Source organism: Micromonospora sp. NPDC000442 (genome assembly GCF_042898635.1).
In the GTDB taxonomy this organism is placed as follows: domain Bacteria; phylum Actinomycetota; class Actinomycetes; order Mycobacteriales; family Micromonosporaceae; genus Micromonospora.
On sequence record NZ_JBIAYZ010000003.1, the window covers coordinates 417,463 to 443,705 of the forward strand.

At 71.7% G+C, this 26,243-nt stretch carries 21 protein-coding genes; 17 read left to right on the plus strand and 4 right to left on the minus strand.

Features of this window, described 5'->3' with window-relative positions:
* The first annotated feature begins 164 nt into the window (after positions 1–164).
* The gene (locus ACFY2A_RS06885) at positions 165–545 is read left to right on the plus strand and encodes an OB-fold nucleic acid binding domain-containing protein (RefSeq protein WP_363917336.1); all 381 of its coding nucleotides are present in this window, start codon (positions 165–167) and stop codon (positions 543–545) included.
* A 31-nt stretch (positions 546–576) separates the two neighbouring features.
* Positions 577–1,299 (plus strand): DUF3159 domain-containing protein, encoded by a 723-nt coding sequence (locus ACFY2A_RS06890; RefSeq protein ID WP_387169406.1) that lies wholly within the window; start codon positions 577–579, stop codon positions 1,297–1,299.
* 24 nt (positions 1,300–1,323) lie between these two features.
* Here ACFY2A_RS06890 and ACFY2A_RS06895 read toward each other — a convergent pair whose 3' ends face one another.
* Positions 1,324–2,013, minus strand: a complete 690-nt coding sequence (locus ACFY2A_RS06895; protein ID WP_363917340.1) for a TrkA family potassium uptake protein — start codon at positions 2,011–2,013, stop codon at positions 1,324–1,326.
* A 2-nt stretch (positions 2,014–2,015) separates the two neighbouring features.
* A complete protein-coding gene (locus ACFY2A_RS06900; RefSeq protein WP_363917342.1) occupies positions 2,016–2,678 on the minus strand; it encodes a TrkA family potassium uptake protein in 663 nt (220 codons plus the stop codon).
* Positions 2,679–2,830: 152 nt separating this feature from the next.
* Between ACFY2A_RS06900 and ACFY2A_RS06905 the strand changes: the two genes are divergently transcribed.
* From ACFY2A_RS06905 to dxs, 3 genes are all read left to right on the plus strand, one after another.
* Entirely contained in the window at positions 2,831–4,894 is a 2,064-nt protein-coding gene (locus tag ACFY2A_RS06905) for an APC family permease (protein ID WP_387169409.1), read from the plus strand.
* Positions 4,891–6,141 (plus strand): class I SAM-dependent RNA methyltransferase, encoded by a 1,251-nt coding sequence (locus ACFY2A_RS06910; protein ID WP_387169412.1) that lies wholly within the window; start codon positions 4,891–4,893, stop codon positions 6,139–6,141. The genes ACFY2A_RS06905 and ACFY2A_RS06910 overlap by 4 nt, the downstream gene beginning before the upstream one ends.
* A gap of 71 nt (positions 6,142–6,212) precedes the next feature.
* Complete coding sequence (gene dxs / locus ACFY2A_RS06915) at positions 6,213–8,159, plus strand: 1-deoxy-D-xylulose-5-phosphate synthase (RefSeq protein WP_387169415.1); 1,947 nt, start codon at positions 6,213–6,215, stop codon at positions 8,157–8,159.
* Positions 8,160–8,352: 193 nt separating this feature from the next.
* Here dxs and ACFY2A_RS06920 read toward each other — a convergent pair whose 3' ends face one another.
* Positions 8,353–9,555, minus strand: coding sequence for a hypothetical protein (locus tag ACFY2A_RS06920; protein WP_387169418.1), 1,203 nt, complete (start codon positions 9,553–9,555; stop codon positions 8,353–8,355).
* A gap of 580 nt (positions 9,556–10,135) precedes the next feature.
* On the opposite strand from ACFY2A_RS06920, the gene ACFY2A_RS06925 reads away from it, so the two are divergent.
* From ACFY2A_RS06925 to ACFY2A_RS06960, 8 genes are all read left to right on the plus strand, one after another.
* Positions 10,136–11,935 carry a hypothetical protein gene (locus ACFY2A_RS06925; protein WP_387169421.1) on the plus strand — a complete coding sequence of 600 codons (1,800 nt, stop codon included), beginning with the start codon at positions 10,136–10,138 and terminating at the stop codon, positions 11,933–11,935.
* Entirely contained in the window at positions 11,935–13,755 is a 1,821-nt protein-coding gene (locus ACFY2A_RS06930) for a hypothetical protein (RefSeq protein WP_387169423.1), read from the plus strand. Before ACFY2A_RS06925 ends, ACFY2A_RS06930 begins: the two co-directional genes overlap by 1 nt.
* A 44-nt stretch (positions 13,756–13,799) precedes the next feature.
* A complete protein-coding gene (locus ACFY2A_RS06935; RefSeq protein ID WP_387169426.1) occupies positions 13,800–14,465 on the plus strand; it encodes a GntR family transcriptional regulator in 666 nt (221 codons plus the stop codon).
* Between the two features lie 75 nt (positions 14,466–14,540).
* Positions 14,541–16,346: an allophanate hydrolase gene (atzF, locus tag ACFY2A_RS06940; protein ID WP_387169429.1), complete on the plus strand. Its 1,806-nt coding sequence runs from the start codon at positions 14,541–14,543 to the stop codon at positions 16,344–16,346.
* A gap of 18 nt (positions 16,347–16,364) precedes the next feature.
* The gene (locus ACFY2A_RS06945) at positions 16,365–17,054 is read left to right on the plus strand and encodes an isochorismatase family cysteine hydrolase (protein ID WP_363917358.1); all 690 of its coding nucleotides are present in this window, start codon (positions 16,365–16,367) and stop codon (positions 17,052–17,054) included.
* 8 nt (positions 17,055–17,062) lie between these two features.
* Positions 17,063–17,755, plus strand: coding sequence for a cysteine hydrolase family protein (locus ACFY2A_RS06950; RefSeq protein ID WP_387169432.1), 693 nt, complete (start codon positions 17,063–17,065; stop codon positions 17,753–17,755).
* 12 nt (positions 17,756–17,767) lie between these two features.
* Positions 17,768–19,441, plus strand: a complete 1,674-nt coding sequence (locus tag ACFY2A_RS06955) for a regulator (RefSeq protein ID WP_387169435.1) — start codon at positions 17,768–17,770, stop codon at positions 19,439–19,441.
* Positions 19,442–19,546: 105 nt separating this feature from the next.
* On the plus strand, positions 19,547–19,936 hold the full coding sequence (locus tag ACFY2A_RS06960; protein ID WP_387169438.1) for an AtzH-like domain-containing protein: 390 nt from the start codon (positions 19,547–19,549) through the stop codon (positions 19,934–19,936).
* Between the two features lie 7 nt (positions 19,937–19,943).
* Here ACFY2A_RS06960 and ACFY2A_RS06965 read toward each other — a convergent pair whose 3' ends face one another.
* On the minus strand, positions 19,944–21,788 hold the full coding sequence (locus ACFY2A_RS06965; RefSeq protein ID WP_387169509.1) for a hypothetical protein: 1,845 nt from the start codon (positions 21,786–21,788) through the stop codon (positions 19,944–19,946).
* Positions 21,789–21,864: 76 nt separating this feature from the next.
* Here ACFY2A_RS06965 and ACFY2A_RS06970 point away from each other — a divergent pair, with 76 nt between their 5' ends.
* The 4 genes from ACFY2A_RS06970 (at position 21,865) to ACFY2A_RS06985 (ending at position 26,220) form a co-directional block, all read left to right on the plus strand.
* Positions 21,865–23,160 carry a PQQ-binding-like beta-propeller repeat protein gene (locus ACFY2A_RS06970; protein WP_387169441.1) on the plus strand — a complete coding sequence of 432 codons (1,296 nt, stop codon included), beginning with the start codon at positions 21,865–21,867 and terminating at the stop codon, positions 23,158–23,160.
* 127 nt (positions 23,161–23,287) lie between these two features.
* Positions 23,288–23,956: a response regulator transcription factor gene (locus ACFY2A_RS06975; protein WP_164445553.1), complete on the plus strand. Its 669-nt coding sequence runs from the start codon at positions 23,288–23,290 to the stop codon at positions 23,954–23,956.
* A complete protein-coding gene (locus tag ACFY2A_RS06980) occupies positions 23,953–25,143 on the plus strand; it encodes a sensor histidine kinase (RefSeq protein ID WP_387169445.1) in 1,191 nt (396 codons plus the stop codon). Before ACFY2A_RS06975 ends, ACFY2A_RS06980 begins: the two co-directional genes overlap by 4 nt.
* A gap of 663 nt (positions 25,144–25,806) precedes the next feature.
* Entirely contained in the window at positions 25,807–26,220 is a 414-nt protein-coding gene (locus ACFY2A_RS06985; protein ID WP_387169449.1) for a VOC family protein, read from the plus strand.
* The last annotated feature ends 23 nt before the right edge of the window (positions 26,221–26,243 follow it).

Here is a 26,243-nt window from a genome sequence, read left to right on the forward strand (position 1 = left end):
GGCGGCCCGGTGTCTCCGGGGCCGCCCGGGCACGGCCGGACGCGCTTCCGGTGCGCCGGCAGGGTCCGGTCCGGCGTACGCTGGCGGGTGCCGTTCCGGCAGTCGTCCGGCGACGGTGGCTTCCGGTGCCAGCCGGCCTGCGTGGAGAGGGTGACGCGGAACTCATGACCACCGACGAGGGTCGGGGTTCGCTGCGGCGGATGTTGCGACGGCTGACCGCGAGCGAGGCCGAGATCGAGGCGCAGCAGTTGCAGCGGGAGAGTGCCCGCTGTGGCGCGGTACCGGTGTTGCAGTGCGGACGGGGGCAGGTGGTCTCGGTCAGCGGCCGGCTGCGTACCGTCGTCTACACCCCTCGGACGAACCTGCCGGCGCTGGAAGCAGATCTCTACGACGGCAGTGACGTCGTGACCCTGGTCTGGCTCGGGCGGCGGCACATTGTCGGCATCGAGCCGGGACGGCACCTGACCGCCCGGGGGCGGATGGCGGTGCGCGACGACCGCAAGGTGATCTACAACCCGTACTACGAGCTGGAGCCGTCAAAGTGAACCTGCGGGCGTTGCGGATGGACAGCGGGCGATGACAACCGGACAGCACCCGGCGACCCAGCCGGAGACCGGGCCGGCGGACGAGGAGCGGCTGCCCACCGTCGCCGAGCAGATGGCCGACCAGCTCGGCGGCTGGCGAGGGTTGGCCGAGTCCAGCATCCCGGTGGTGGTCTTCGTGATCGCCAACATCGTCACCGACCTGCGGCCGGCCGTGATCGCCTCGGTGGCGGTGGCGGTGCTGATCGGTGGGCTGCGGCTGGCTCAGCGCCGGCCGGTGCGGCACGCGGTCAACGGACTGTTCGGCATCGGGATCGGCGCCGCCATCGCCTGGCGTACCGGCGATGCCCGCGACTTCTACCTGCCCGGGATCCTCTACGGCATCGGCTACGGCCTGGCCCTGCTGCTGTCGGCGGTGATCCGGCAACCGCTGGTCGGCTGGATCTGGTCGGTGCTGGTGGCCAAGGGCAGTTCGCAGTGGCGCGACGATCCCCTGCTGGTCCGCACCTTCACCCGGCTGACCGTGCTGTGGGGAGTGGTGTGGCTGGCCAAGGTGGGCGTGCAGGCCGGCATCTACCTGGCCGCCCGCCGGTTCGACCAGCTCGGCGACGAGGTCGCCGCCGCGGACATGGAGACCGCCCTCGGGGTGGCGCGGCTGGCCCTGGGCTACCCGCCGTACGTGCTGCTGTTGCTGATCACGGTCTGGACGGTGCGCCGGGTGACCCGTGCGCGCCAACCGGAGCCGCTGACGAGCTGAGCCGCTGCGGTCGAAGCTGCGGCACTAGCGTGATTCGCGGGTGCGTTCGACGCTGTCCGGGCCGAGCACCACGGCCCGTACGGCATCCTCCACCTCGGCGGTGCAGACGAAGACCAGCTCGTCGCCGGCTTCGAGCGGGTCGTCCGGGCTGGGCACCAGGACGCGCTTGCCGCGCAGGATCGCCACCAGCGCGGAGTCCCGGGGCAGCGGCACCTCGCGCAGCGGGCGCCCGACATAGGGCGCGGTCGGCGGCAAGGTGATCTCGACCAGGTTCGCCTCGCCCTGCCGGAACGTCATCAGGCGGACCAGGTCACCGACGGTCACCGCCTCCTCAACCAGCGCGGCCATCACCCGTGGCTTGCTGACCGCCACGTCCACGCCCCACTGCTCGGTGAACAGCCACTCGTTCTCGGCCCGGTTGACCCGGGCAACCACCCGGGGCACCGCGAACTCGGTCTTTGCCAGCAGCGAGACCACGAGGTTGACCTTGTCGTCGCCGGTGGCCGCGACCACCACGTCGCAGCCGGCCAGTTCGGCCTCCTCCAGGCTGGCCAGCTCGCAGGCGTCGGCCAGCACCCACTCCGCGTCCGGCACCCGGGCCGGACGCAGCATCCGGGGCTGCCGCTCGATGAGCATCACCTGGTGGCCGTTCTCGATCAGCTCCTGCGCGATGGAGCGGCCCACGTTCCCGGCACCGGCGATGGCGACCCGCATGATCACTGCCCCCCTTCCGGCGTCGCCGCCACGGATGTGACCGCCGCCACCATGTCGTCGGTGACCAGCATGAAGACCTGGTCACCCTCCTGCACGACGCTGGACGCGGTGGGCAGCGTGCCGATGCCGAAACGGATCAGGTACGCCACCCGAGCACCGGTCGCCTCCTCCAGGGCCCGCACCGGGCGGCCGATCCAGTCCTTGTGCACCGGCACCTCGATGATCGAGACGGTGCTTGTCGGATCGCGGAAGATCTCCACGTTGCCCTCGGGCAGCAGGTGCCGCAGCATCCGGTCGGCCGTCCACCGGACCGTGGCCACGGTGGGGATGCCCAGCCGTTCGTAGACCTGTGCGCGACGCTGGTCGTAGATGCGGGCCGCGACCCGCACCACGCCGAAGGTCTCGCGGGCCAACCGAGCCGAGATGATGTTGGAGTTGTCGCCGCTGGAGACGGCGGCGAACGCGTCGGCCCGCTCGATGCCCGCCTGGCGCAGCACGTCGCCGTCGAAGCCGGCGCCGGTGACCGTGACACCGGCGAAGTCGGGCCGCAGCCGGCGGAAGGCGTCCGCGTCCTGGTCGATGACCGCCACCGAGTGCCCCCGGGCCTCCAGGTTGTGAGCCAGGGTCGAGCCGACCCGGCCACAACCCATGATCACGACATGCACGCTGCCTCCCACGGTGCGTACCGCTGCGCCTCGTCGCCTGCGAGCCTGCCACGTCGGGGCCGCGGACGGGGACCGACGGTACTCCCGCGCCAGATACGCCCGTACCCGGCCACCCCACGTGCCCGTCGTCGGTGGTCGTACGCTTGGCCGTTGTGGCCCGATCCACCTCCCTGCTGAAGCGGCTGCTCGTCGGCCGGCCGTTCCGGTCCGACCGGCTCAAGCACACCCTCCTGCCGAAGCGCATCGCCCTGCCCGTCTTCGCCTCGGACGCGCTGTCGAGCGTGGCGTACGCGCCGGACGAGATCCTGTTGATGCTCTCCATCGCGGGTGCCTCGGCGTTCGTCTTCTCACCGTGGGTCGCCCTCGGCGTGGTCGTGGTCATGCTGACCGTGGTGGCCAGCTACCGGCAGAACGTGCACGCCTACCCCTCGGGCGGCGGCGACTACGAGGTGGCCACGGTGAACCTCGGCCCGCGCGCCGGGGTGGGGGTGGCCAGCGCGCTACTTGTCGACTACGTGCTCACCGTCGCGGTGTCGGTCTCCTCCGGGGTGGCCAACCTCGGCTCGGTGATTCCCTTCGTGGCGACCCACAAGGTGCTCATCGCGGTCTCCGCCGTGGTGCTGCTGACCGCGGTCAACCTGCGCGGGCTCAAGGAGGCGGGCAGCGCGTTCGCCATCCCGACGTACGGCTTCATGATCGTAATCATCGGCATGCTCCTCACCGGGCTGGTCCGGATCGTCGTGCTCGGCGAGGACCTGCGCGCCCCCAGCGCCGACCTGGTCATTGCCGCCGAGTGGCACGACACCACCGGCTGGGCGATGGCGTTCCTGCTGTTGCGCAGCTTCTCCTCGGGCTGCGCCGCGCTTACCGGTGTGGAAGCGATCTCCAACGGGGTACCGGCGTTCAAGGCGCCGAAAAGCCGCAACGCCGCCACCACCCTGCTGATGCTCGGCCTGGTCGCGGTGACCATGCTGGTCGGCATCGTGTGGCTGGCCCGGCTCACCGGGCTGCAGTTCGTCGAGAACCCCGCCCTACAGATCGTCTCCGGCCCCGAGGGGTACGTGCAGAAGACGGTCACCGCGCAGCTCGGTGAGACGATCTTCGGACCGGGTTCGGTGCTGCTGTTCCTGGTCGTCGGAGTCACCGCCACGATCCTGTTCGTGGCCGCCAACACCGCCTTCAGCGGCTTCCCGGTGCTCGGCTCGATCCTCGCCCAGGACCGCTACCTGCCCCGGCAACTGCACACCCGGGGTGACCGGCTCGCCTTCTCCAACGGGATCCTCTTCCTGGCCGGTTTCGCGATCCTGCTGATCGTCGGCTTTCAGGCGGAGGTGACCAAGCTCATCCAGCTCTACATCGTGGGTGTCTTCGTCTCGTTCACGCTCTCCCAGGCGGGGATGATCCGGCACTGGAACCGGCTGCTGCGCAACGAGCGGGACCCGCAGGTGCGACGTCGGATGCTCCGGTCCCGGGCGATCAACACCTTCGGCATGGCGATGACCGCCGCGGTGCTGGTGATCGTGCTGATCACCAAGTTCCTGCTCGGCGCCTGGATCGCCATCGTCGCGATGGGTCTGATCTACGTGCTGATGCTGGCCATCCGCCGGCACTACGACCGGGTGGCCGTCGAACTGGCCCCGGACGACGGACGGCCGGTGCTGCCGGCCCGCAACCACGCGATCGTGCTGGTCAGCAAGTTGCACCAACCCACCCTGCGGGCGGTCGCGTACGCGCAGGCCACCCGGCCGGACACCCTCACCGCGGTGACCGTCAACGTCGACGACCACGACACCCGGCAGTTGCAGGCCGACTGGGACCGGCGGGGAGTGCCGATCCCGCTGACCGTGATCGACTCGCCGTACCGGGAGATCACCCGCCCGATCCTGAACTACGTGGCCGGGGTCCGCCGGGAGTCGCCGCGCGACGTGGTCACGGTCTTCATCCCCGAGTACGTCGTGGGCCGCTGGTGGGAGAACCTGTTGCACAACCAGAGCGCGCTGCGGCTCAAGGGCCGGCTGCTGTTCGAGCCGGGGGTGATGGTGACAAGCGTGCCGTGGCAGCTCGCCTCGACGGCCGGCAAGGACCTGGACCGGATGGACGCCACGCTCGGCCGTGGGCCGGTCCGTGGCCCCCGGGTGGCACCGCGCGCCACCCTGCCGCCGGACGCTCCGCCGCCGGCCCCGGAGCGCGAACCGTCGGACGGGGAACCGCGATGAGCGAGCGGGTCGTCGGGCTCGGCGCGACGAGCGGGCTGGAGGAGGCGGAGCGGGTCGAGCTGACCGTGGCGGCGGTCGCCCCCGGGGGACACTGCGTGGCCCGGGTGGATGGCCAGGTGGTCTTCGTCCGGCACGCCCTGCCGGGTGAGCGGGTGCTGGCCGAGGTGACCGAGGTGCACCGGGGTTTCGTCCGGGCCGACGCGGTCACCGTGCTGGAGGCGTCACCGGACCGGGTCAGCCCACCCTGCCCGTACGCCAGACCGGGTCGCTGCGGCGGCTGCGACCTGCAACATGTCGCCCCCGACGCCCAGCTGCGCTGGAAGGAGGCGGTGGTGCGCGAGCAGCTCATCCGCCTCGGCGGGTTGGACGAGGCCGGCTGTGACGCGCTGGACCTGCGGGTGACGGCGCTGCCGGGTGGTCCGCTCGGTTGGCGGTCCCGGGTCCGCTACGCGGTCGACGCGGCGGGTCGGGCCGGGCTGCTCAAGCACCGTTCTCACGAGGTGGTGCCGGTCGACCGCTGCCTGATCGCCCATCCGGCCATCCAGGAGCTGCCGGTGCTCACCGCTGCCGGGGTGAGCTGGCCGGACGCCGAGGCGGTGGAGACCGTCGCCACCACCGGCGGGGACGTGGCGGTGACCGCCGTCGCGGCCGGGGCCAGTCGCCGGGTCAGCGGCCCGGAACGGGTCCGGGAGCGGGCCGCCGGCCGGGAGTGGGTGCTGCCCGCCTCGTCGTTCTGGCAGGTGCATCCCGACGCCGCGGACACCCTGGTCGACGCGGTGCTGGAGCTGACCGACCCCCGGACGGGGGAGCGGGCCTGGGACCTCTACGGTGGCGCCGGCCTGTTCGCTGCCGCGCTGGCTTCTCGGGTGGGCGAGACCGGGCGGGTCACCCTGGTCGAGGCGGCCGGCGACGGCGTCGCGGCGGCCCGGGAGAACCTGCGCGACCTGCCCAACGTCGAGATGGTGGCGGCCCGGGTGGAGACCGCCCTGGCCCGTCGCCGGGTCACCGGCCCGGTCGACGTGGTGGTACTCGACCCGCCCCGGACGGGGGCCGGCGCGCGGGTGGTACGTGACGTGGTGGCTGCCGGGCCGCGCGCGGTGACGTACGTCGCCTGTGACCCGGCGGCTTTCGCCCGGGACCTGCGGGTCTTCGCGGAGCTGGGTTGGCGGCTGGCGGCGTTGCGCGGGTACGACCTGTTTCCGATGACCCAGCACGTGGAGCTGGTCGGGCTGCTGGTGCCGGCCTGACCGGGTGCTCAGTCCCGGTGGTCGCCGCGCCCGGGCTGCGAGGTGCGCGAGGGCCGATAGACTCTGCGGTCATGAGTGTTGAAGAGGACACGGCCAACCACGGCCGGCTGCTGGCCACGGTGCACGGTCCCCAGGACGTCAAGCGGATGTCCGCCACCGAACTGGACATCCTCGCCGCCGAGATCCGCGACTTCCTGATCGCCAAGGTGTCGCGTACCGGTGGGCACATCGGGCCCAACCTGGGCGTGGTGGAACTCACCCTGGCCCTGCACCGGGTCTTCGACTCTCCCCGGGACCGGCTGCTGTTCGACACCGGCCACCAGGCGTACGTTCACAAGATCGTCACCGGCCGGCAGGGCGGGTTCGACCAGCTACGCCAGCGTGGCGGGCTCTCCGGCTACCCCAGCCAGGCCGAGAGCGAGCACGACCTCATCGAGAACTCGCACGCCTCGACCGCCCTGTCGTACGCCGACGGGCTGGCCAAGGCGTACGCGCTGCGCGGCGAGTCGCGCACCGTCGTCGCCGTGGTGGGCGACGGGGCGCTGACCGGCGGCATGTGCTGGGAGGCGTTGAACAACATCGCCGCCACCGACAACCCGCTGGTGATCGTGGTCAACGACAACGGCCGTTCGTACGCGCCGACGATCGGCGGTCTCGCCCACCACCTCTCGACGCTGCGGCTCAACCCCGGCTACGAGAAGGTCCTGGACGCCGTCAAGGACGCCCTCGGCTCGACCCCGCTGGTCGGCAAGCCGATGTACGAGGTGCTGCACGCGGTCAAGAAGGGCATCAAGGACGCGGTCGCGCCGCAGGCGATGTTCGAGGACCTCGGCATCAAGTACGTCGGCCCGGTCGACGGGCACGACCTCGCCGCCGTCGAGACGGCCCTGCGGGCGGCGAAGAACTTCGGCGGCCCGGTGATCGTGCACGCGGTGACCCGCAAGGGCTACGGCTACCGCCCCGCCGAGGAGGACGAGGCGGACTGCTTCCACAGCCCCGGTGCCTTCGACGTCACCGACGGCAAGGCGACCGCCGCACCGTCGGTGAAGTGGACCCACGTCTTCGCCGACGAGCTGGTCGCGATCGCGGACGAGCGGCCCGACGTGGTGGGCATCACCGCGGCGATGGCCGAGCCGACCGGCATCGCGAAGCTGGCCCGCAAGTACCCGGAGCGCACCTACGACGTCGGCATCGCCGAGCAGCACGCCGCCACCTCGGCGGCCGGCCTGGCGCTCGGTGGGCTGCACCCGGTGGTGGCGGTGTACGCGACCTTCCTCAACCGGGCGTTCGACCAGGTCCTGCTGGACGTGGCGATGCACAAGCTGCCGGTCACCTTCGTGCTGGACCGGGCCGGGATCACCGGCCCCGACGGGCCGAGCCACTACGGCATCTGGGACATGTCGGTCTTCGGGGTGGTGCCGGGCCTGCGGATCGCGGCGCCCCGTGACGCCGCCACCCTGCGCGAGGAGCTGCGCGAGGCGGTCGCCGTCGACGACGGCCCGACCGTGGTCCGCTTCCCGACCGGCGCGGTCGCCGCCGATCTGCCCGCCGTGCGGCGGGTCGGGCCGGTCGACGTGCTGGCGGAGTCGGCGCGTACCGACGTGCTGCTGGTGGCGGTGGGTGCCTTCGGCCAGCTCGGGGTGGAGGTCGCCGCCCGGGTCGCCGAGCAGGGCTACGGGGTGACCGTGGTGGACCCCCGCTGGGTCCGTCCGATCCCGGCGGAACTGGTCGAGCTGACCTCCGAGCACCGGCTGGTGGTCACCGTCGAGGACGGCGTCCGGTCCGGCGGGGTGGGCGACGCACTCGCCCGGGCCATGCGCGACGCCGGCATCCGGGTGCCGCTGCGTGATCTGGGCGTACCTGCCGGCTGGTATCCGCACGGCTCCCGCAACCAGCTCCTGACCGACCTCGGCCTGACCGCCCAGGACGTGGCGCGCGACGTCACCGGCTGGATCTCCCGCCTCGACACCGAGCCGGTCGACCCACCCCGCCTCACTCCCGGCATTACCCGCAACTAGTCAACCTCCCCACCCCGCCCCTCCCGAGCCCGGCCCGCCCCGCGCCCGCCCCGCGCCCGCTGCGCCGATCTTGCGATTGTGGTCGCCGATCCACCCCTTTCACGGCTTTTGCCGGGACGGAAAGTGCAAGATCGGCGGGGGAGGGTGGGGTGGCGGGGTCGGCGGGGGAGGGTGGGGTGGGGTGGGTGGTGGGTCAGCGGGGGTGGGGGGAGCCGGCGGAGCGGTAGTGGGTTTTCTCGTCGGCGGCGAGGCTGAAGGTCTCGCGGCGCTCGGGCAGCGGAGCCACCACCAGGCCGGGGCGGTCGACCAGGCGGGTCGTGTTCGGCGGCACCGACAGCGTGGTGTCCTTGGTGGCGCGCCAGCTCAGCACGACCAGCGGCTGATCCGGGACCGGCAGCTCGTAGACCTGCAACGGGTTCGTCCGGTCGGCGGGGGAGAGCATCACCGGGCCATCGTCGGCGGGTCGGTACACCACCGCACTCATCGTGCCCTCGGCGCTCTCCCAGGTGAGCTGCTCCAGCTCGGCCGGCTCGCCGCCGTCGAGCGACAGCTCGCCGAGCGTACGCACGGCGAGTTTCGCCATCGGCCAGGACGCCGGCACCGACTGCGGGACGTCCCGGTCGCCGACCCGCCGGGAGATGCTGCCGAACGGGCCGTCCTCGCCGGCCAGCAGGCAGGTGTCGAGGCCGGTCAGGGCTCGCCGGCCGGAGCCGCTCTCGTCGCGCACCAGCGGGTAGCGGGGTGCGGCGGTGCCGGTGCCGAGGTCGAGCAGCCGGTCGGTGGCCCGGCCCCGGGGCAGCGACTCGGTGGAGCGCAGGGTGGCGGTGACGGTCACCGCCCGGCACCGGGGCACCTCGACGGGGCCGGTCAGGCCGTCCCGGTCGGACAGGATGCGGCCGTTCGGTCCGACCAGCCGCCGGACCCGTTCGGAGGTCAGGTAGCGCCGGCCGTCGGCCGACTGGACCGGCAACACGTCGGAGTAGACCAGGTAGCCGGGGTCGGTGTACTCGGTGGCGTGACTGACCGTGTACCGATCGCCGTCGCCGGTGAGCTGAAGCAGCCAGGACGCGGCCTCACCGGGTACCGACGCGGCGACCAGGGCCAGTGGCCGCCCGTCGACCTCACCGGAGAAGAGGATCCCGGATGAGGGTACGTGCACCCGGTCGTCCACGGGCGAGCGCCAGTCGCGTACCGCTTCGGTGACGGCGGCGGTCGCCGCGGTGTCCTCGGCGAGTGAGCCGCGTGGCGGCCACACCGTCAAGGAACCGTCCATGCTGTCGTAGCCGACCCGCAGGTCCCGTGCCTGACGCTCGGCGACCGGCCCGCAGGCGGTGACGGCGATCAGCAGGGTGGACAGGCCGGTGGCGGTCAAGCCGCGCCAACGGGCTGGAGCCACCTGTCACGCCCCCGATCGGATCGCGTCGTCGTGTCGGAGGGCAATAGTACGAGATGTCCCGCCGATGCTTCGGGTCGCCATACGCTGCGTCGCGCGGTCACCACACCGGCCATAGGGGACACCGCGTTGACTTGGGGCATTTTCCCCACTCCGGTAGACTCCGCCGACTGTGACGCCTGCCGAGACCCGCGCCGCCGCGCTGCCGAGATCCGCCGACGTCGCCGACTCTCCGTCCGAAGTCGTCACCCTGGGTGACAAGGCGGGCGACGCCCCCGGCACGAACGCCGCGTCCCCGGCACCCGTCACGGAAGCCACTGCGCCAGCCACGCAATCACCGGCATCCGCCGGGGAAGCCCCTGCTCCCACCACGGACACTCCGGCACCCGCGTCCGAAGCCTCGGCGTCCGACATCGACGCCCCGGCACCTGCCACGGAAGCTTCGGCACCTGCTACGGAAACCCCGGCACCCGCGTCCGAAGCCTCGGCGCCCGCCACGGAAACTCCGGCGCCTGGGACGGAAGCCCGGACGGCCGCGCCCGGGGCCGGAACGGCCCGGCGGCTGACGGGGACCGGACCTGCGGTGCCCGGCGGTACGCGGGGTGCCGATGCCGCCGATGCCGCTCCGGAACGCCGCCGCCGGTTCCGTTGGACGCCCCGGCGACGGGACCTCGCGGTCTTCGGTGGTTTTCTGCTGACCGCGCTCTGGGTGACCAGCCAGATCTGGATGGACCCGGCCGGGCGGGTGGCCTCGCTCTACAGCAGTGACCCGGCCCAGGTGCAGTTCTTCCTCGCCCACTCGGTGCGGGTGGTGCTGCACGGCGAGTTCCCCTTCTTCACCGAGCAGTTCAACTACCCCGACGGGGTAAACCTGATGGCCAACACGGCCATCCTCGCGCTGGGTATCCCGATGGTGCCGGTGACCCTGCTGTTCGGACCGGCCGTGACGTTCGTGCTGCTGGTGACCCTCGGTCTCGCCGGGACCGCCTCGGCCTGGTATTTCGTGCTGTCCCGGCACGTGGTGAGCAACCGGCTCGCCGCGGTGGTGGGCGGCTGGTTCTGCGGCTTCTCACCGGCGATGTTGTCGCACGCCAGCTGGCACCCGAACATCATCAGCCAGTTCCTGCTGCCGTTCATCGTGTGGCGGGTTCTGGTGATCACCCGATCGACCCGGCCGTACCGGGACGGTGCGCTGCTGGCCCTGCTGGTCACCGCGCAGGCGTTCATCAACGAGGAGATCCTGCTCTTCACCGCGATGGGCTGCGGAATCTTCCTGATCGCGGTGGTTGTCCAGCGGCCGGGGCTCTGGTCGGCGGCCTGGCGGCCGTTGGCCAAGGCGCTGGCCACCTGCACGGTGATCGCCGGCTCGCTCTTGGCGTACCCGCTGTACATCCAGTTCGCCGGCCCGATGGCGTACCACGGGCTCAGCGATGCGGTCCGTGACTACGGCAACGACATCGCCGCGTACTTCGCACCCGGCTCGCCCACCATCGGCGGCAACCAGCGGGCGAACGTCAACCTCGCGCCGAACTACTCGGAGGAGAATGCCTTCTTCGGGTGGAGTCTGGCGCTGATCGCGGTCGGCATCGTGCTCTGGCTCCGGCGGGAGGTGCTGGTCCGGGCGCTCGCCGCGACCGCCGCCTTCTACACCATCCTCTCCCTCGGCGAGCGGATCACCTGGTGGGACCGGGAACTGATCGTCGGACCGTGGGAGTGGCTGGTCCGGCTGCCGCTGCTCGACGCGGTGGTGCCGACCCGGTTCGGCATGATCACCAGCGTGGTGGTGGCGGTCCTGCTGGCCCTGGCCATCGAGCGGACCAGCACCCTGTCCATGGACCGGCGGATCGTGCGTACGCTCACTGCCGCCGGTCTGGTGCTCGCGTTGCTGCCGATCACTCCCATGCCGTTGCCGATGACCTCCCGCCCGCCGGTGCCAAACTTCATCACCTCCGACCGGTGGCGCGCCTACGTCGGGCCGGACCAGACCCTGGTGCCGATCCCGGTGCCGAGCATGGGCAACACCCACGGCATGCGCTGGGCCGCCGCCACCAATCTCGACTTCAAGATTCCCGGCGGCTACTTCCTCGCCCCACGCAACGGAAACACCGGCGACCCGGGTCGCTTCGGTGGTCGGCCGAGCGGTATCGGGAAGCTGCTGGAGGAGGTCGCCACCACCGGCCGGACGCCTCAGCTGGACGACCGCCAGCGGCGTCGGTCCCTGGACGAGTTGCGGTACTGGCGGGCGGCGATCCTGGTGCTGCCGGTGCGGCAGCCGCACTCGGAGTCGCTGCGGCAGACCGTCGAGCAACTGGTCGGACCGGCCCGGCTCGAGCAGGACGTCTGGGTGTGGGACGTACGGTCACTCACCGACCCACGGGTCTGATGTCGGTCGGTACGGTCGAGCGGGAAGTCGAGGTCCGCACCGGTTGCCGTTGGCGGCTGCACCCGCGTACGCCTGACCTGGCGGTGGTGGCCGGCTACCTGGCGCTGGCCACCTGGCTGACCAGCCGGCAGTGGGGTCGGCCGGACCGGCTCTTCCATCAGGCCGGCGACCAGATCCTCTTCGAGTGGATGCTGGCCCACGCCGCCCGTGCCGTGGCCGGCCTGGAAAATCCGCTGTGGAGCGACGCCCTGAACGCACCCGGCGGGGTGAACCTGATGGCCAACACCTCGGTGCTGGGCCTGGGCGTTCCGTTGGCCCCGGTCACGCTGCTGTTCGGCTCGCAGGTGGCCTTCGCGGTGGCGGTGGTGGGGTGTCTGGCCGGGACGGCCGCCGCCTGGTACGTGCTGCTGCGCCGCCGCCTGGTCGAGTCCCGGCTGGCCGCCGCGCTCGGCGGGCTGGTCTGCGGCTTCGCCCCCGGCATGGTCGCTCAGGCCGGATCGCACCTGCACATGGCCGCCCAGTTCCTGGTACCGGTGATCCTGGCACTGGTCTTCATGCCCCACCCCTCCGATCCGGCGGAGTCACCGGGTGCCTGGTCACGGGTGTGGCGGCCCGGCCTGCTGCTCGGTCTGGTCGTGACGTACCAGGTCTTCCTCGGTGAGGAGGTGCTGCTCTTTGTGGCGCTCGCCGCGGGCGTGTTCGTCCTCGGCTACGCGTTGGCCGACCGGGCCACCGCACGCCGGCTGGCGCCGGTCACGGCCGGCCGGATCGCGGTCGGTGCGGTGGTGGCGGCGGTCCTGCTGGCCTATCCGCTGTGGTTCCAGTTCTTCGGCCCCGGGCACTACCGGGGGATGCCGTTCCACGCGTACGGCTTTCAACTGGACGCGGCCTCGTTCACCGCCACCGCCCGGCAGACCGTCTTCGGCGACCATCGCCTGCCCGCCCTGCTGGCCCCCAACGCCACCGAGGAGAACTCCTTCTTCGGGCCAGGTCTGCTGGTGCTGGCCGTGGTCGTGACGGTGTGGCTGTGGCGTCGCCCGCTGGTCCGGGCTCTCGCCGCCTGCGGGGTGGTGTTCGCCCTGCTCTCCCTCGGCCCGCGGGTACGCCTCGACGGATCGTCGACGGAGTTGCCCGGCCCGTACCTGCTGATCGCCGAGCTGCCCCTGCTCGACCATGTGGTGCCGGCCCGGTTCTCGCTGGTCTGCGTACCGGTGCTGGGCATCCTGCTGGCGCTCTCGGTGGACCGGGTACGGCGGCAACCGGCCACCGCCGGCGCAGGACCGGATTCGGTGCCGGTGCGGCTGCTCTGGGCCGGCGCGGTGGCCGCCGCGCTGCTGCCGCTGGCGCCGACCCCGATCCGTACCGTCCCGACCTGGCAGGTTCCGGCGTTCGTGGCGGAGGGGATTTGGCGGGCGTACGTCCCGGCGGGGCGGACGGTGGTGCCGGTGCCGCCGGTGACAAACGCGGGCCAGAGCCCGGCGATGCTCTGGTCCGCCCGGACCGGGCTGGCCTTCACCGCCCCGGGTGGCTTCTTCATCGGTCCCCGTTCCCCGGACGATCCGGCGGCCCGCTGGGGCGCTCCGGACCGGCCCACGTCGTTGCTGCTGCGCCGGGTGGCCGACACCGGCGAGGTGCCGCCGATCAGCGAGACCGATCGCCGGCAGGCGGTGGCCGACCTGCGGCACTGGCGGGCGGCCGTGGTGGTCCAGGGCGGGCTGCACCATGGTGACCCGGTACGCCGGACGGTCGAGGCCCTGCTCGGTCCGGCCCGGGAGATCGGTGGAGCACTCGTCTGGGATGTCCGGCCCCTGGTGGGTTGACGCGTCCGACGGGGGCTCCGGCGGCAGGTGGCACACTCGTCGGGGTGAGCGACGTGGCCGCATCGCCGACGGAGGGCGAGCTGGAGAGTGTCAGTCTGGTGGAGCTCGCCGTCTCCCGGCTGACCCGGGAGATCCTCAGCGGCCGGAGTGATTCCGGTGAACGGTTGGTGGAGGAGCAGCTGACCCGGCGACTCGGCATCAGCCGGGCGCCGCTGCGCGAGGCGCTGCGGCTGCTGGCGCAGCGGGGGCTGGTGGAGCACGTCCCGCGCCGGGGGGTCCGGGTCGCCACCCTGTCGGATCGCGACGTGCGCGAGCTGTACGAACTGCGCGACGTGCTGGAACGATTCGCGGTCCGGTCGGCGATCCCGGTGCCGCGGGAGAGCGACCTGGCCGGGCTGCGGGCGGCGTTGGACCAGATGCGGGAGGCGACCCGGGACGGTGATCGGCTGGCGGTCGCCGAGTCGCATCGGACTTTCCATGTCGCGCTGGTGGCCCTGGCCGGCAACCGGCAGCTTTCCGCGGTGTACGACTCGATTTTGGTGAAGTTGCAGCTCTACATGGCGATCAACCTGCGTCGCGAAGCCGAGGTGGCGCAACCGCACGACGGCGTTCACCGGCACGAGCGGCTCTTCGAGGCGGTCGCCGTCGGTGACCCGGAGGTGGTCCTGGCGGTGCTGTCCGAGCACGGAGCCCGGTCGTATCTCGGGTAGCTCCACCCGCCGCCCGTCATGGTGTCGTTACGTGTCGCGCCGTTCGTCGTAACACAACTGTCGACAATCGACTGTATGCCAGAGCGGATCGGATCGATCTCGGAGTTGCGGTCGGCGTACCGTCACGGCGGCCTGACCCCCACCGACCTGGCGGAACACGTCCTGTCCGGGCTGTCCGGAGCGGACGGCGGGCCGGTCTGGATCAGCACGGTGCCGGCCGGGCAACTCCGCGCCCGTGCCGAGCGGCTGACCGCCACCGCCGACCCCGCGAGCCTGCCGCTGTACGGGATCCCGTTCGCGGTCAAGGACAACATCGACGTCGCCGGCATGATCACCACGGCCGGCTGCCCCGACTTCGGGTACGTCGCGGCCGAGGACCCGCCCGTGGTGCGCCGGCTGCTCGACGCCGGTGCCCTGCTCGTCGGGAAGACCAACCTCGACCAGTTCGCCACCGGCCTGACCGGGGCGCGGTCCCCGTACGGCAGCTGCGAGAGCGTCTTCGGCGGTGGGCTGATCTCCGGCGGTTCCAGCTCCGGCTCGGCCGTCGCGGTCGCCGCCGGCCAGGTCAGCTTCGCCCTGGGTACGGACACCGCCGGCTCCGGCCGGGTGCCGGCGGCGCTGAACGGTATCGTCGGCCTCAAACCCACCCGGGGCCTGCTCAGCACCGGCGGCGTGGTGCCGGCCTGCCGTTCGCTCGACTGCGTCTCGGTCTTCGCCACCGACGTCGCGGACGCGGTGGACGTGCTGCACGCCGCGCGCGGCGTCTCGGCGATCGACCCGTGGGGGCGTCCGCTGCCGGCGGAGCGGGTGGTGGCCCGCATGCCGGGCACGCTACGACTCGGCGTGCCCCGAACAGAAGACCTGGAGTTCTTCGGCGACGCGGGACAGGCGGTCCGGTTCGCCGCGGGCGTGCAGGCGCTGCGAGGTCTGGCGGGCCAGGTCGGATCGGTGCCGTTGCAGAGTTTCCTTGAGGCGGGCGAGCTGCTCTACCAGGGACCGTGGGTGGCCGAGCGGCTCGCCGGGCTGGACGGCTTCCTGCGCGAACATCCCGAGGCCGTCCTGGCGGTCACCCGCAGCGTGCTGGAGACCGGCCGGCGCTACGACGCGATCGACGTCTTCCGGGGCCGACACCGGTTGCGCGAGTTGCGGGCCCGGGTCGACCAGCTGTGGAGCGAGGTCGACGTGCTGGTGGTGCCCACCGTCGGTACGACCTTCACGCTCGACGAGATCGCCGAGGACCCGATCGGCCGCAACACGATGCTCGGCCGCTACACCCAGTTCGCAAACCTGCTCGACCTGGCGGCGGTTACCGTGCCCAACGGGTTCACCGCAGCGGGCCGGCCGGCGAGCCTGACCCTGCTCGGTCCCGCGTTCAGCGACACGACCCTGGCCCAACTCGCCGCCGCCTTCACCGCCGCCACCCGGGCCGCGCCCGAAGCTGTGGCCACCGTCTCGACGCCCGGGCCGGCGCAGGTGCTGATCGCCGTCGTCGGGCGGCACCTGGCCGGCGAGTCCCGCAACGCGGAGCTGACCGAACGGGGTGCCACCCTCGCCGGTGCCGCGCGTACCGCCCCGCGCTACCGGCTCTACCGCCTGGAGACAGCCGACGGTGAAGGGCTGCCCGGCCTGGTCCGGGTCGCCCACACCGACCCGGACGGACACCCGATCGAGGTCGAGCTGTGGCGGCTGCCGGTGACCGCCGTCGGAGAGCTGCTCGCCGGGGTGCCGGCCCCGCTGTCGCTGGGCTGGGTTCGGCTGGACGACGGGCGGGACGTGCTCGGCTTCCTCTGCGAGGCCTACGCCGTCGATTCGGGGGCCGAGGACATCAGCGCCGCCGGTGGGTGGCGGGCCTACCGCCGCGCCGCGGCGCACCGGAGTTGACCAACGGAGGAGGAGAGGATGGGCAGGATCGGGCCGGTAACGGCGAACCCCTACCCGTGGCCGTACGACGGCTCGGCCGACACCGCGCGTACCGCACTGCTCTGCATCGACTGGCAGACCGACTTCTGCGGCCCGGGCGGCTACGTCGACGCCATGGGTTACGACATCGGCCTCACCCGGGCCGGCCTGCCGGCCACCGCCCGGCTACTGGACCACGTCCGGTCGCTCGGCATGCTGGTCGTGCACACCCGGGAGGGCCACGACCCCGACCTGTCCGACCTGCCGGCCAACAAACGCTGGCGGTCGGCGCAGATCGGCGCCGAGATCGGCGGGGCGGGACCGTGCGGGCGGATCCTGGTCAAGGGCGAGCCCGGCTGGGAGATCGTGCCCGAGGTCGCCCCGGTGCCCGGCGAGGTCATCGTCGACAAACCCGGCAAGGGTGCCTTCTACGCCACCAATCTCGACCTGGTGCTGCGCACCCGGGGCATCACCCACCTGATCCTCACCGGCATCACCACCGACGTCTGCGTGCACACCACGATGCGCGAGGCGAACGACCGGGGCTATGAGTGTCTGATCCTCGCCGACTGTACCGGGGCCACCGACAAGGACAACCACGACGCCGCGCTGCACATGGTGACCATGCAGGGCGGCGTCTTCGGCTGCGTCGCCACCTCCGACGCCGTCATCGCCGCCACGACCAGGTGAGGTGAGCCATGTTGACAGTTGCCGCAGCGCGACCCTTCCCGTACACCTTCGACCTCGCGACCACGGCGCTGCTCGTCATCGACATGCAGCGTGACTTCCTGGAGCCCGGCGGCTTCGGCGAGAGCCTGGGCAACGACGTCGGCCAGCTGCGGCGGACCATCGCGCCGCTGACGGCGCTGCTGGCCGCCGCCCGTGCCGCCGGCCTGACGGTCGTGCACACCCGGGAGGGGCACCTGCCCGACCTTTCCGACTGCCCACCGGCCAAGCTCAACCGGGGCCTGCCGAGCAAACGCATCGGCGACCCCGGACCCAAGGGCCGGATCCTCGTCCGGGGCGAGTACGGCCACGACATCGTCGACGAGCTGGCACCACTGCCCGGCGAACCGGTCGTCGACAAGCCGGGCAAGGGTGCCTTCCACGCCACCGGGCTGGACACCCTGCTCGCCGAGCGGAACATCCAGAGCCTCCTGGTCACCGGGGTCACCACCGAGGTGTGCGTGCACACCACGGTCCGGGAGGCCAACGACCGTGGGTACGAGTGCCTCGTGCTCGCCGACTGCGTCGGGTCCTACTTCCCGGAGTTCCACCGGGTGGGCCTCGACATGATCGCCGCCCAGGGCGGCATCTTCGGGTGGGTCGCCGACTCGACGGACGTGCTCGCCGTGCTGCCCACCACCCCCGTGTTGCAACCCTCCTCCTGACCGGGAGCAGCCATGGTCCCCACCAGACCCTCCGTCGTGCCGCTGCCGTACTGGGTGCGCGGCGACACAAACGCGTTCTTCGGCTTCGGCGTCAACGTCCTGGTCAACGTACTCACCCTGACCGGGCTCTGCCTCTTCGTGGTGAACCTGCCGGAGCGGGAGGTGTTCGGCACGATCCTGCCAGCCCTCGGTATCGCCCTGGTCGCGGGGAACATCTACTACACGCATCTGGCTCGCCGGCTGGCCCGGCGGGAGAACCGCTCCGACGTGACCGCCCTGCCGTACGGGCCGAGCGTGCCGCACATGTTCATCGTCATCTTCGTCATCATGCTGCCCATCTACCTCAGCACCGGCGACGCGGTTCGCGCCTGGGAGGCGGGGCTGGCCTGGGCCTTCATCATCGGCGTGATCGTGCTGATCGGCGCGTTCGTCGGCCCGTACATCCGTCGCTACACGCCGCGCGCGGCGCTGCTCGGCACCCTCGCCGGCATCTCCATCACCTTCATCTCGATGAACCCGGCGGGCCAGATGTGGCGGCTGGCCTGGATCGCCCTGCCGGTCCTGGCGCTGCTGCTGATCGGCCTGCTGACCGACGTGAAGCTGCCGTTCAACTTCCCGATCGGGCTGGCCGCCCTGCTGCTCGGCACGGCGATCGGCTGGCTCGGCGGGGCGATGTCGGTGCCGGACGTCACCGCGGCGGCCCGGGACATCGCGTTCGCCTTCCCCACCTTCCAACTCGACCTGCTGCTGCGCGGCCTCTCCGACATGGCCCCGCTGCTGGCGACCGCGATCCCGCTGGGTGTCTACAACTTCACCGAGGCGATGACCAACGTGGAGAGCGCGGCCACCGCCGGGGACAACTACAACCTGCGCAGTGTGCTGCTCGCCGATGGGGCCGGCGCGGTCATCGGCTCCGCCCTCGGTTCGCCGTTCCCACCTGCGGTCTACGTCGGCCACCCGGGCTGGAAGGCCGCCGGTGGGCGTACCGGCTACTCGATGGCGACCGGGATCGTCATCGCACTGCTCTGCTTCCTCGGGATGTTCTCCCTGCTCGGGGCGATCTTCCCGACCGCGGCGATCGTGCCGATCCTGCTCTACATCGGGCTGCTGATCGGTGCCCAGGCGTTCCAGGCGACGCCCCGGGCGCACGCCGCGGCGGTGGTGGCGGCCCTGATACCCAACATCGCGGCGTGGGCGACCGGGCAGATGAACAACGCCCTGGCGGCGGCCGGCACCACCGCCGCCGAGGTCGGCGACGAGGCCCTGGCCGGCGCCGGGGTGGTCTACGACGGCCTGCGGATCCTCGGTGAGGGTGCCATCCTCGCCGGTCTGGTGCTCGGCGCGATCGTCGCCTTCATCATCGACAAACGCTTCGTCCAGGCGGCCGTCTTCGCCGCCTCGGGCGCGGTGCTCGCCTTCATCGGCCTGATCCACGGCGAGGAGGTCCAGTGGAACGCCAACGGCCAGGTGGCGCTCGGCTACCTCTTCGTGGCGGTGATCTGCGCGATCTTCGCCCTCGGCAAGTACCCACCCCGGGTGCCCGAGCCGGAGGAGGCCGAACTGGACCGCCTGCACGCTGGCAACTCCGCGACGCCCCCGGTCGCCGCCGAACCCGCCGCGACGGCACCGGCCGCCACCGGTGAGCCGGCCGGTGGTGAGAAGCGTGAGCCGGCGGTGAACACCTGAGCTGACGCCGTCCGGCCGGGCGGCGGTGCGGCCGCACCAGCCCGCCGCCGCCCGGCCGGGTGCGCCCACCTGCCGTCCCGCCCGCCCAGAAAGGACTCTCGCCGGATGGACATCGACCGGACCGACGTGGTCGCTGAGGTGACGGCGGCCTTCGTCGGGTACGAGCAGGCACTGGTGGTTGGGGACGCCGAACGGATCTGCGGATACTTCTGGGACTCCGAGGCCACGGTGCGCTTCGGCCTCGCCGACCACCAGTACGGGCTCGACGAGCAGCGCAAGTGGCGGGCCGTGCAACCACCGCTGCCGCCCGGCCGCCGGCTCGTCGACACCGTCGTCACCGCGTTCGGCTCGGACCTCGCGGTCGTCACGACCCGGTTCGGCTACGCCGACGGCGCCACCACAGGTCGGCAGACCCAGACCTGGGTACGCCTACCGGAGGGCTGGCGCATCGTGACCGCCCATGTCTCCGAGCCGCAGTCTCCCGACGTTGGATGACGGCGCGTCACACCCGGTCGCGTACGTCCCAGAGCCAGACGTCGTCGACGCGCTGCGGCTCGCCGAGCAGCGCGGTGAGCAGTTCCCGCAGCACCGGCTCGCGGGGATGCGCGCCGAGCACCACCACCGACGCCCGCCAGAAGCGCAGGTCCTCCACCGCCTGCCGACGGTTCTCGTCGGTGAGTTCAGGCAGTTCACCCGCGTCCATGGTCTGGTAGATGAGGGTGCTGGTGGGCCGGTTCGGGGCGCCGAAAACGCCCTCGCCGTCGAGGTTCGGGCCGATGAAGTAGCCCGCCGGGATCGGGAACTCGTGCCCGGTCAGCGCGCTCCACCGCAGCGTGGACAGGCCGTGCACGTTGCTGGGGATGGGCACCGGCACCAGCGTGCGGCCGTCCGGCACGTACGGCTGCCAGGCACCGGAGGTGATGAAGGCCGGCGGCGGGTCGACCGGCTCGGCCGGTAGCGGACGGGGCAGCAGCGGAAGTAGGGCGAGGGCGATCGCGGCGTACCCGACGACGTGCTGCCAGCGGAGTCGCCGCCGGTCGGTGGCCGTGGCCTCCGGAGCGCGGGGAGCCGGCACCGGCGGTCGGTGGCTGCCGACCACCGCGTCCCAGGCCAGCGCCAGCAGTACGCCGAGCGCGGCGGTGGTCACCAGGGTCAGCCGGGTCGGCATCATCATCTCGACAAGCGGCAGATCCGCCGGGATGTACGACCACGGGCCGGCGATGCCGGTCAGTTCGCCGTTGAACCGGATCTCCGGGCCGAGCGCGGCGACCGAGAAGAGCAGCACCAGCACGGCGAGGATCCGGGCCACCAGCGAGCGGCGGACCAGCAGGGCCAGGGCAACCACTGACAGCAGCACCAGCGGCCAGCCGAACCAGGTGTTCTGTTCGGTCATGCCGATTGTCGCCTCCACCGCCTCGTCACCGGCGATTGTGTCGCGGGGGAAGGTGACGAAGGCGGCGATGTCCTCGCCCCAACTGTGGAACACCCCGCCCTGGAGCCCCCGGTAGGACTGCGGGCCGTTGAACTGGAACCAGATCGGGTAGGCGGTCAACAGCAGCGCCACCCCACCGCCGAGGCCCAGGCCGGCCGCGAACGTGCCCGCCCGGGCCCACGCCGCGCGCGGACGCATCGCCGCGTACGCGATCACGACGACCAGGCAGGCCATCGCCGTGAGCAGCAGCATCTCCTCGTTTATGAAGATCTGGTACGCCACCAGCAGCCCCAGCACCAGCCCGTTGCGCCGCCACCGGCCCGGCTCGACCAGCCGGAACACCCGCACCACGATAAGTGGCAGCAGGAAGTTGGAGACGAAGTTGGGCTGGCCGTTGGCATGGTGCACGATGCCGGGGGCGAAACCGAGGAACGCGCCGCCGACGAAGGCCGCCGCCCGGGAGCGCACCAGGTGCCGTGACAGCATCCAGTACGAGGTGCCCGCCGTCGCGGCCAGCGCCCCGCCCAGGTATAGCGCGTACACCACCTGGGGGCCGAGCAGCAGGGTGAGCGGCGCCAGCGGCAGGGTCACCCCGAGCAGCGAGGTGTTGGCCATCATGTTCACCCCGTCCGGCGCGTTCTGCCGGGCGGTGAAGAGCGGGTTCTCCAGGTGCTGCACCGAGTACGCACCGTGCGCGAAGAGCCACTCGAACCAACTGTGGTCGGTGGGCAGGTGGGACGAGACCCGGTTGTTCACGTCGGCCCAGTAGTTCAGGCAGACGACGACGCCGAGCAGCACGTAGGCTCCGATGGCCAGCGCGTCGGCGCGGGTCGGCCGCCGCCGGGGACGTGTTGTCGTTGATCGCGTCTCGACGGTCTCGGAGACGGGATTCAGCGAGGGATTCACCACCGGCACAGCCACGACGGGCCATCGTACAGGCGGAACCCCGCCCGCCCGCCGCGCGTCTGGTGTGTGTCAGGGGAGGACAAGCGTGACGTTGATCGACCTCGGTGAGCTGACCGAGCTGACCGATCCGCCAGCGCAGCGCCGTCGACCCCGGCCGGGTGGCCGCCGGGTGGCGGTCGTCGTGGTGGCACTGCTCGCGCTGCTGACCTTGGCGGGCGGCACACCGCCGGCCGGGCGGATCCACGCGATCGTGCCCGCCGCCCTGGGTAGCGACCTGTTCATCGCCGCCGATCAGATCTTCACCGTCTCCCCGTCGCCCGGGGTCACCGACGGTAGCCAGGAACTGCTCGCCTATCCGCGGCCCGACCGTCGCACCGTCGCACCGCAGCGGCTGACACCGCTGTGGCGGGTACCCGTTCCACTGGGCAACCGGGTCTACCGGGTGCAGCCGGTCGCCGACGCCGGGCTCCTGGTCGCCATGGCTCGGCAGGACACCGGCACCAGCGAGACCGTGCGACTCGACGCGCACACCGGCCAGGAGCGCTGGCGGGTGCCCGGTATCGCCATCCTGGAGATGCCCGACCGGGCGCTGCTGCGCACGTTCAGCGACAGCGCGCCGAACGTGCTACGGATGATCGATCTCGCGACCGCCCGTGAGCTGTGGTCCATGACCTTGTCGGCGGCCAGCGTCGACCACTGGCAGCGGGACGACGGGACGCTCGACAGCATCGTGGTGGCCACGGTCGACGGCGAGGTCCAGGTGATCGACCCGATGACCGGGACGGTGCGGCACCGCCTTCCCCCGCCCGCCGACCATTCGAGCAGCTACCAGCAGGCGTGGGTGACCGGCGATCTGGTGACGGTGGTACGCAACTCCAACACCATCACCGCGCTCACCGTCGACGATCTGGCCCAGCGCTGGCAGGTGACCGTGCCGACGGCGACGTACGTCACCGGCTGCGGGCCACTGCTCTGCGCGGGGCTGGCCGGCGGCGGGTTGCAGGTCCTCGACCCAGCCACCGGGGCGGTGCGCTGGGGCAGCGAGGAGATCCTCGACATCGTGCTGGTCGACGATCGCAACGTGCTCGCGGTGGCCCGGAACACCAACGAGATCGTGACGATGGCCCTGGGCACCGGTGCGACGCTTACCGAGCACGGTTCGTGGAACATGGTCGCCCGCTACGAGTACGCGCCGCAGGTGTTCGCGGTACGTCCGGTGACCGAGGTGGGGCTGGTGCTGGCCCGGCTCGACCCCACGGGGGCACCGGCCCGCCGGCTCGATGTGCTGCCGGACGCCGGCGGCGACTGCCAGAGCCGGTACGACCTCGTCGGCTGCCGCCTTCACGACGGTGGCTACGGCATCTGGCAACTGCCCGACTGACCCGGCGCCCTGCCCGTGCCGGCGGTCGGTCCGCGTGATCCACCGGCGGCCCGCTCGGCTCCCGTTACGGCCGGCTTGGTCGGCGGCGTTACGTTGTCGGTGGTCGGCGGGCGGAAAAGGGGCGGGCATGCGGGTACTGGTGGTCGAGGACGAGCGTAACCTCGCCGACGCGATAGCGCGGGGGCTGCGCAAACGGGGCATGGCGGTGGACGTCGCGTACGACGGCGACAGCGGCCACGAGATGGCCTTCGTGACCCGGTACGACGTGGTGGTGCTCGACCGTGACCTGCCCGGCCGGCACGGTGACCAGATCTGCGCGGAGCTGGCCGCGTCCGGCGAACTGACCCGGGTGCTGATGCTGACCGCCAGCGGCACGGTCGCCGACCGGGTCGAGGGGTTGCAGCTCGGTGCCGACGACTACCTGCCCAAGCCGTTCGCCTTCGACGAACTGGTCGCCCGGGTGCAGGCATTGGGCCGACGGGCCACCCCGGCGGCCCCGCCGGTGCTGGAGGTCGCCGACCTGGTGGTCGACCCGGCACGCCGTACCGCCACCCGCGGCGGGGTGCCGGTGGAGCTGACCAACAAGGAGTTCGGTGTGCTCTGCGAGCTGCTAAAGGCCCGGGGTGCCGTGGTCTCCAGCGAGGAACTGCTGGAACGTGTCTGGGACGCCAACACCGACCCCTTCACCACAATCGTCCGGGTCACCGTGATGACGCTGCGTCGCAAGCTCGGTGACCCACCGCTGATCGAGACCGTGGTCGGCGCCGGCTACCGGACGGCCGAGGTGGTGCAGTGACGGGCACCGCGGGCCGCCGGCTGCCCGCGCTACGGCGGCCCGCCCTGCGGCTACGTCCCACGCTGCGGCTGCGGCTGACCCTGCTCAACGGCGTGTTACTGGTCGGTGCCGGCGCGATCCTGGTGCTGCTGGCCTGGCTGCTGGTGCAGGACGCGTTGCGCCCCACCGACGAGCTGCTGCCCGGCACCACCGTGGCGCTCGCTGACGGGAGCACGCTGGAGGCCGCCGCATGGCAACAGCGGCTCGTCGACTCGGCCTCCGGGGAACTGCTGGCCAAGGGGTTGGCCGCACTGCTGGCGATCGGCGTGGTCGGCGTCGTCGGGGCGTACGCGGTCGCCGGTCGCGCGTTGCGTCCACTGCATCAGGTGACCGCGACCGCGCGCCGGCTCGGCGAGACGACGCTCGACCAGCGCATCGGCTACTCCGGGGCGGACGACGAGGTGGCGGAGCTGGCCGACACGTTCGACGCCATGCTGGACCGGATCGCCGCCGCGTTCGAGGCACAGAAGCGGTTCGTGGCCAACGCCTCGCACGAACTGCGTACGCCACTGGCGGTGATGCGTACCGAAATCGACGTGACGCTCAGCGACGACGAGGCGGATACGGCCGAGTACCGCCGGATGGCGACCGTGGTACGCGACGCTTCCGAACGCGCCAACGGGCTGGTCGACGCGTTACTGGTGCTGGCACGCAGCGAGGCGCAGACCGGTCGGCGGCTCGGCCGGCGCAGCGAGTTCGACCTGGCCGCCGGCACCGTCAACGCGCTCTCCGCCGTACGCCGGGAGGTGGAGCGGATCAAGCTGGCGGTCCAGACGTCGCTGGAGCCGGCACCGGTGGTGGGTGATCCCGGGCTGTTGGACCGGCTGGCCGGCAACCTGATCGAGAACGCGGTCCGCTACAACCACCTACACGGTCGGCTCTGGGTGCGGACCGGCTCGGACGGGCAGCGATCCTGGCTGGTGGTGGGTAACACCGGCTTCGAGGTGGACCAGGCCGACGTGCCGGGGCTGTTCGAGCCCTTTCGCCGGGGCGGCCGGGAGCGCACCGGGGCTCGCGGCTCAGGCCTCGGCCTGTCCATCGTGCGCGCGGTCTGCGACGCGCACGGTGGCACGGTGACCGCCGTCGCGCAGCCCGGCGGCGGCCTGGAGGTGACGGTCAGCCTGCCGGCAGCGGAAGCCGCCCGCTGACATCGGCACCCCAACCCGTGCAGGAGATGGACGTACCGTAGCCCATCAGGTCTGACTCTCCGTGTTTATCACGCTGGGTGACCGTCCTCTCGGGGTCCGCAGTGCCACTCCGTACCCTTTGCTCTGCTTCAACCCACGCACTCGTGTCTGAGCTGCGGTAATGCGGTGCCGAGATTCAGCCATCGGCCGACTTCGAACACGGAGCGTGATCGTTGCGTCGGTTGAAGCAGAGCAAAGGATGGGAGCACCACCGCATGGGGCGGGCGTGAGAGACACGGAAGGTAATGTCCGGGCTCACCGAATCGGCAGAGGGGTCGTGCGGGTGCCCGGGGTGCGAGTTGCTCCCTGAGGCGTGGCGGTGCGAAGATCCCTGGGTCAGCCCGATCAAGGAGGGGGGTGCGTTGATGTTCACCATGATGCTGTCCGCACCCCGCCTTGCCGGCTGACCGCTCATCCTCGCGGGGCACCGGTAGCGGGATCGCTGTCCCGCAACTCAGCGGACCAGACACGCCAGTTCTGACCGCCCCGACGTCCGTGTCCCCAGGGCCGCCTCCGACTCCCGCCGTGCCGTGTCGTGCCTCGCAGGCTCGTCGGTTCCGGCGGTTCGTCGGCCGGTAGCCGACAGGGTTGCGACGCCGGTGGCGAAGACCACGAGGACGAGACATGAGCGCACGGATCCACAACATCGGAATCGACTGTCACGACACGTACGCCCTGGCCGGTTTCTGGGCCCAGGTTTTCGAGTGCCCGCGCCAGCCGGACGACTTCCCGGGCGACCCGGAGGCCATGCTGCTGCCGCCGGGCGGTCCGGAGGTGCTCTTCCTGGCGGTGCCGGAGGGCAAGACGGTGAAGAACCGGCTGCACCTCGACCTGGAACCGACCGACCGGACCCGGGACGAGGAGGTCGAGCGGTTGCTCGGCATCGGAGCCCGGCACGTCGCCGACCACATCCGGCCGGATGGCGCTGGTTGGGTGGTGCTCGCCGACCCGGAGGGCAACGAGTTCTGCGTACTGCGTAGCGCCGTCGAGAAGGCGGCGGCCCGGCAGGCGGCGGAGGGAACTGTGACGGACGGCTGAGCGGCGCGAGGCCGTGACATCGG